The organism is Falsiroseomonas oryzae, assembly GCF_027856955.1.
GTDB lineage: Bacteria > Pseudomonadota > Alphaproteobacteria > Acetobacterales > Acetobacteraceae > Falsiroseomonas > Falsiroseomonas oryzae.
Window position 1 is genome coordinate 1 of record NZ_JAPSMD010000300.1, and the last position, 6,752, is coordinate 6,752.

General features: G+C 71.9%; 4 protein-coding genes. 2 read left to right on the plus strand and 2 right to left on the minus strand.

The genetic code is table 11. The annotated features are described in order from the left end of the window. Nucleotides 1-47 precede the first annotated feature (47 nt). Together OZN99_RS22295 and OZN99_RS22300 are read right to left on the minus strand one after the other, a co-directional pair. Nucleotides 48-1,073: an AraC-like ligand-binding domain-containing protein gene (locus OZN99_RS22295; RefSeq protein WP_270937455.1), complete on the minus strand. Its 1,026-nt coding sequence runs from the start codon at nucleotides 1,071-1,073 to the stop codon at nucleotides 48-50. 217 nt (nucleotides 1,074-1,290) lie between these two features. Further along, complete coding sequence (locus tag OZN99_RS22300) at nucleotides 1,291-2,322, minus strand: AI-2E family transporter (protein ID WP_270937456.1); 1,032 nt, start codon at nucleotides 2,320-2,322, stop codon at nucleotides 1,291-1,293. A 226-nt stretch (nucleotides 2,323-2,548) separates the two neighbouring features. On the opposite strand from OZN99_RS22300, the gene OZN99_RS22305 reads away from it, so the two are divergent. Beyond that, on the plus strand, nucleotides 2,549-3,640 hold the full coding sequence (locus OZN99_RS22305) for an efflux RND transporter periplasmic adaptor subunit (RefSeq protein WP_270937457.1): 1,092 nt from the start codon (nucleotides 2,549-2,551) through the stop codon (nucleotides 3,638-3,640). Then, nucleotides 3,637-6,723, plus strand: a complete 3,087-nt coding sequence (locus OZN99_RS22310; protein ID WP_270937458.1) for an efflux RND transporter permease subunit — start codon at nucleotides 3,637-3,639, stop codon at nucleotides 6,721-6,723. The genes OZN99_RS22305 and OZN99_RS22310 overlap by 4 nt, the downstream gene beginning before the upstream one ends. The last annotated feature ends 29 nt before the right edge of the window (nucleotides 6,724-6,752 follow it).

Sequence of the window (6,752 nt, forward strand, 5' to 3'; positions counted from 1 at the left end):
GCCGGCCGCGCCGTCCGCCGCGCTGCCCTGCCCTGGCCCCGCCACCTTCAGCCGCCGAGGCCACCCAGCAGCTGCCGCAGCGTCGCGGCCGGCGGCACGGGCCTCGCGGGTCCGGCGATGCGCACGACCTGTCCGCCCAGCGCCGCCTGCCGCATCTCGCTCGGCGTGCAGCCATAGGTGTCGCGGAACATGCGGCTGAAGCTCGATGGGCTGAACAGACCGACATCCTCGGCGATGCGGGCGACGCTGCGCCGCTCGGCGGGATCGCCGAGGGCGGCGCGGGCAGCGCGCAGGCGCTCCGCCTGGATGGTCGCCGCGACGCCGCCGAAGGGCTCCAGCAGGCGGTAGAGCTGCGTGCGCGAGACGCCGACCAGGCGGCAGAGCGTGTCCGGGCCGAGCGTCGCGCGGTGCATGTTCTCGCGGATGGTGCGACGGACGCGGGCCACCGTCGTCTCCCCGGAAGCGCCTGCGGCTTCGGCCTGGCGGTCGGGCGAAGGCGCGAGGGCGGCCGCCAGCATGGCGCGTGTCGCCGCCGCGACATGCACCGCCTCCGCCGCGGTCACCTGCGGCAGACGCGCCGCGAGCAGACGGAGGTAGTCGTGCAGCAGGCCCGCCATGGGCGTGTCCAGCGGCTTCAGGCGAAGCGCGTCGATCGCCGGGCCGATGTCCGGGAAGGTGTCGCGCGGGATGAAGAGATGGATCCAGGCCGACTGCGTGCGATCGACCTCGTGCGGCTGGTCGAGGGACGACAGCGACATGTGGCCGGGCGCCGCGACCACGGTCGAATCGCCGATGCGGACGACGCGATGGCCGCGCAGCGGGATGCTCAACGTCCAATGGTCCAGGCCGTCGCGGCGCAGCTGCGCGGGCGTCCGGCGATACCGGGCAGCGGGCGTCGTGGCGGTCATCAGCGCGAAGCCGCCGAAGCGCCAGGTCGCGGCTTCCGCGGCGAAGCCGGACTCCGGCGCCGTCGCGCGCAGGTCGTATTCCACCAGGTTGTCGTTGCAGCCGTGCCAGAAATCGAACTGCTCGGCAGGCCGCAGGTGACGCGTCGTCTCCCTCAGCGGCCACATCGCGACCGCCGCGCGCGGCATGCTGCGGCATGACGGCTCTGGTTCGCCCGACGGCGCGGGTGGCGGAGAATCGACCTTCATGGCTGCGGCGACTGTCCCCAGGGCGCACCGGCAGCCGATACCGACGGTTGCGCCGCCCGACACCCTAGTTGCGGGGGCGGGACGCCGCAATCGCCATGACGAAGGCGTCGCCGCGCCGTGCGTCTGGCGCGCCCGGCTATCCGGCTCCCTCAGCATCCTGGCCGGACAGCAGCCGCGCCACCCAGCGCGCGCCCTCGAACTCCTCGCACACCGCCATCACGCCGATCAGGATGGGCACGCCGATGAAGGCACCGAAGATGCCCCAGACATAGGCACCGAGGAACACGGCGACGAGCACCATGAAGGGCGAGAGGGCGAGCTGGCGCCCGGTCAGCCGCGGCTCGATGTAGCTGCCCGAGAGGAACTGGATGACCTGCAGCGCGGCGAAGACGGTCACCGCGACCTCCCAGGTGCCGAACTGCAGCACCGCGAAGGCGGTGGGGAACAGCGTCGCGATCAGCGGCCCGATGAAGGGCACGTAATTCATCACGAAGGCGATCACGCCCCATTCCTCGGCCAGCTGCAGGCCCATCGCCTTGGCGAAGGCCCAGACCGCGATGCCGGTCAGGATGCTCATGATGGTGCGCACGCCCATGTAGGTGCGCAGCTTCTGCCCGGTACGCTCCGCCGCGCGCAGCAGCCCGGCGGCGGCCGGGTTGGCGCGAAGCGCGAGCAGCTGCCGGCGCGTGACGTCCACCTCCAGCAGGCCGAGGATGACGAAGACCAAGGCGACGACGGTGAAGCTCAAGATGCCCTGCAGCTGGAACGTCACCTGCTGCGCCAGCCGCACCAGGAAGCGCGCGTCGAGGTGGCCCGCCAGCGCATCGGCGGGAATGCCCGCGCCCTCCAGCAGGGCGATCTTCTGCAGGTAGAGCGCCTGCAGGACGGCGCCGTTGGCGACGGTCCACTGCCCGACGCGGCCGAAGGCCCAGGCGATGAGCAGCGCCAGCGCGCCCGCGGCGACGAGGGCGACCAGCATGGTCGCCAGCGTGGCCAGCGCGGCACCCGTCCAGGCCTGGATGCCGCGCTGCACCGGCCGGACCAGGGCGATGACGAAGAGCGCGAAGACGATCGGGGCGAAGACCGATTGCGCCGAAGCCAGCGCCGAGGTCGCCAGGATCGCCGTGCACAGCCCGATCATCGTGCGCAGTGCGCGGTCGCTAGGCATCCCGTCGTCCTGGTCCGGCAACGGGCGCGAGGATTGTGCAGCGCGCCGCGGCGTGCAAGCTGCGCAGGCGAAGCTGTGCCGCGCCGATGGCTTTTGGGACGGGTTGCGCAGCGCCGAGACAGGCTGTCGGTCCGGAAGCGCCGCCGGGGCGGTAGCTTCTGCTATGCTAGGTCGCGGTCCGCTGCTCGGGCCGCAATGGTCGTACCGTTGGTCGGAAGGGGTGCCCATGCCGTCAGCCGCGCGCCGCGTGCCGCAGGCTCTTCTCGCGCTGGCGCTGCTGTCCGCCTGCGACAGCGGTGCCCCGCCGCCGGCGGAGGAGATCCGCCCGGTCCGGGTCACCACCGTGGCGCCGCGCACCGGCGGCGACGTCGTCTCCCTGACCGGCACGGTGGAGGCGGAGACGCTGGCCAACCTGGCCTTCCGGATCGACGGGCGGATGGTCGAACGCCTGGTCAATGTCGGCGACCGCGTGACGGCTGGACAGGTTGTGGCGCGGCTCGATCCGACGAACGAGGAGAACAACCTGCGCGCCCGCCGGGCGGAGCTGGTCGCCGCCCAGGCCCGGCTGACCGAGGCGCGCAACAACTACTGGCGCCAGCAGGAACTGCTCCGCACCGGCTTCACTACGCGGGTGCGCTACGACGAATCGGTGCGCACTCTGCGATCCGCCGAATCCGCAGTGGACGCGGCGCAGGCGCAGGTCGGCTTGGCGGAGACCCGGCTGGGCTACACGCGGCTCGAGGCCGATGCCGCCGGCACCGTGACGGCGCGCGGCGCCGAGCCGGGCGAGGTGGTGCAGCCCGGCCGGATGATCGTGCAGGTCGCGCGGGAGGACGGGCGCGACGCGGTCTTCGACGTGCCGCCCGCCCTGAAGGACACCGCGCCGGAGAACCCGCGCATAGAGGTGGCGCTGACCATGGACCCGAACGTGCGCGCCATCGGCCGCGTGCGGGAGGTCTCGCCCCGCGCCGACCCCGTGACCGGCACCTTCCGCGTCTGGGTCGGGCTCGATAACCCCCCGCCCGGCCTGCGGCTCGGCTCCACCGTCACCGGGCGGATGGAGATCGGCGCCGGCGGGTTGATCGAGATGCCGGCCTCCGCGCTCACGCGCACGCAGGAACAGCCGGCCGTCTGGGTCGTGGACCCGAACGCCCAGACCGTCGCGCTGCGCGTGGTGGAGGTTGCGCGCTTCGATCCCGCGCGCGTGCTGCTGGCCGGCGGGCTGCAGGCGGGCGAGGTCGTCGTCACCGCCGGCGTCCAGGTACTGCGGCCCGGGCAGAAGGTGAGGCTGCTGGGGCAGCAGGGCGCCGCGCGATGATCGGCCCCAACCTCTCGGAATGGGCGATCAACCGGCGTTCGCTGGTCATCTACTTCATGATCGTCTCGGTGATCGCCGGCAGCCTGGTGTTCTTGCGGCTGGGCCGCAACGAGGATCCGGCCTTCACCTTCCGCACCATGGTCGTCGCCGCCGCCTGGCCCGGGGCGACCATCGAGGAAACGCTGCTGCAGGTGACCGAGCGCCTGGAGCGCACCCTGCAGGAGACGCCCGGCCTCGACACGCTGCGCAGCTACACCATAGCCGGGCAGACCACGATCTTCGTGGACCTCAAGGGCTCGACGCCGGCCGACAGGGTGCCGGACATGTGGTACCAGGTTCGCAAGCGCGTCGGCGACATGCGCCAGACCCTGCCGCAGGGCGTGCTCGGGCCGTTCTTCAACGACGATTTCGGCGACACCTTTGGCATCATCTACGGCTTCACCGCCGACGGCTTCAACCAGCGCGAGCTGCGCGACTACGTGGAGGCCGCGCGGTCGCGCCTGCTGCGCGTGCCCGATGTCTCCAAGGTGGAGATCCTTGGCGCGCAGGACGAGCGCATCTTCATCGAGTTCTCCACCGAGCGTCTGGCCGGCCTCGGGCTGAACTACCCCGCGCTGGTCGCGGCGCTGCAGGCGCAGAACCTGGTCCGCCCCGCCGGCGTGGTGGAGACCGGGCGGGAGCGGCTGTCCGTGCGCGTCTCCGGCGCCTTCGAGACGGAGGCGGACATCCGCAACGTCAACTTCGTGGCGGATGGCCGGATGTTCCGCCTGGGCGACGTGGCGGAGGTGCGGCGCGGCTTCGCCGATCCGCCGCAGCCGATGTTCCGCGTGAACGGCCAGCCGGCGATCGGTCTTGCGGTGGCGATGCGCGAGGGCGGCGACATCCTGGCGCTGGGGCAGAATATCCGCGCCGCGATGGCAGCGTTCCGCGCGGAGCTGCCGATCGGCATCGAGCCGAAGCTGGTCGCCGACCAAGCGGTGACGGTGGAGACCGCCATCGGCGAGTTCACCGAGAGCCTGTGGCAGGCGATCGCCATCATCATCGTCTGCAGCTTCCTCAGCCTGGGCGTGCGGCCCGGTGCGGTGGTGGCGGCGGCCATCCCGCTGACGCTGGCCGTGGTCTTCCCGCTGATGATGCTGGCCGGCATCGACCTGCAGCGTATCTCGCTCGGCGCGCTGATCATCGCGCTGGCGCTGCTGGTGGACGATGCGATGACCACGGTGGACGCCATGCTGCGGCGGCTGGCCGCGGGCGACACCAAGGAACAGGCCGCGACCTTCGCCTATCGCACGCTGGCGGCGCCCATGCTGTCGGGCACGCTGGTCACCATCGCCGGCTTCGTGCCGATCGGCTTCGCGGCCAGCTCCGCCGGGGAGTACACCTTCTCGATCTTCGCCGTGGTCGGCATCGCGCTGGTGGTGTCCTGGTTCGTCGCCGTGCTCTTCGCGCCGCTGATCGGCATGGCCGTGCTGAAGCCGCCGAAGGCGGAAAATGGGCCGCCGAAGCGACCGGGCGCGCTGATGCGCGGCTATGCCGGGCTGCTGAACCTCGCGATCCGCTTCCGCTGGTCGACCATCGCGCTGACCATCGCGGCCTTCGTGCTCGCACTCTATGCCATCCGCTTCGTGCCGCCGCAGTTCTTCCCGAGCTCCGACCGCACCGAGCTGCTGGTGGACCTGACGCTGCCACAGAACGCCTCGATCGAGGCCAGCGAGGACGCCTCCGCGCGGCTGAGCGCGGCGCTGGCGCGGGACCCCGATGTCGCGCACTGGAGCAGCTACATCGGCCGCGGCGCGATCCGCTTCTACCTGCCGCTGAACGTCCAGCTGGCCAATCCCTTCTTCTCCCAGACGGTGGTCGTCGCGAAGGACCTGGACGCGCGGCTGCGCCTGCAGCCCCGGCTGGAGGCGCTGCTCGCCGAGCAGTTCCCGGAGGCGATCGGCCGGGTCTATCCGCTGGAGCTCGGCCCGCCCGTCGGCTGGCCGCTGCAGTACCGGGTGACCGGGCCGGAGGTCGAGACGGTGCGCGACATCGCCCACCGCGTCGGCGTCGCGCTGGCCGGGCTGCCCGGCACGCGCCACGTCAACTTCGACTGGATCGAACCGGCGCGGCAACTGCGCGTGCAGGTGGACCAGGACCAGGCCAGGCTGCTGGGCGTCACCTCCGCCAGCCTGTCCACCACGCTGAACGCCGCGGTGACGGGGCAGGCGGTCACGCAGCTGCGCGACGACATCTACCTCGTCCCGGTCATCGCCCGCGCCCTGCCGGAACAGCGCCTGTCGCTGGACAACCTGCGCGCGCTGCAGGTGCCGATCCCCGGTGGGCGCACCGTGGCGCTCGGCACCTTCGCGACCTTCCACTACGAGCAGGAGTACCCGCTGATCTGGCGTCGCGACCGGGTGCCGACGCTGACGGTGCAGTCGGACGTGCTGCCCGGCGTGCTGCCGGAGCGGCTGGTGGCGCAGCTCTCGCCGGAGATCGCGCGCATCAACGCCTCGCTGCCGCCGGGCTTCGCGGTGGAACTGGGCGGGATCGCGGAGGAGAGCGCCTATTCGCGCGCCTCCGTCATGGCCGTCGTGCCGCTGATGGTCGTCCTGATGCTGACCGTGCTGATGTTCCAGCTGCAGAGCTTCCAGCGGCTCTTCATGGTCATCGCCATCATGCCGCTCGGGATCATCGGCGTGGTGGCGTCGCTGCTGGCCTTCGGCCGGCCGCTTGGCTTCGTCGCCATCCTCGGCATCCTCGCGCTGCTCGGCATGATCGCGAAGAACGCTGTCATCCTGATCGTGCAGATCGAGGAGGACCGCGCCGCGGGGCGCGGCGTGCGCGACGCGGCGGTGACGGCGGCCACGGGCCGCTTCCGACCGATGATGCTGACCGCCATGTCCACCGTGCTGGGCATGGTGCCCATCGCGCCCACCGTGTTCTGGGGCCCGATGGCCTTCGCCATCATGGGCGGGCTGCTGGTGGCGACCCTGCTGACGCTGGTCTTCCTGCCGACGCTCTACGTGACCTGGTTCGAGAGGGCGCCGCGGCGGGCCGGGCGCCCGGCGGCGGTGCCTGCCGGCGCGGGCGACGGCTAGATGACGGCGGCGCGGCCCGGGCGCGCTTC

What these genes read in the sequence shown, in the direction of transcription:
- OZN99_RS22310 (WP_270937458.1), top strand. Translation starts at nt 3,637, where the DNA reads ATGATCGGCCCCAACCTCTCGGAATGGGCGATCAACCGGCGTTCGCTG.
- OZN99_RS22300 (WP_270937456.1), bottom strand. Translation starts at nt 2,322, where the DNA reads ATGCCTAGCGACCGCGCACTGCGCACGATGATCGGGCTGTGCACGGCG.
- OZN99_RS22305 (WP_270937457.1), top strand. Translation starts at nt 2,549, where the DNA reads ATGCCGTCAGCCGCGCGCCGCGTGCCGCAGGCTCTTCTCGCGCTGGCG.
- OZN99_RS22295 (WP_270937455.1), bottom strand. Translation starts at nt 1,073, where the DNA reads ATGTGGCCGCTGAGGGAGACGACGCGTCACCTGCGGCCTGCCGAGCAG.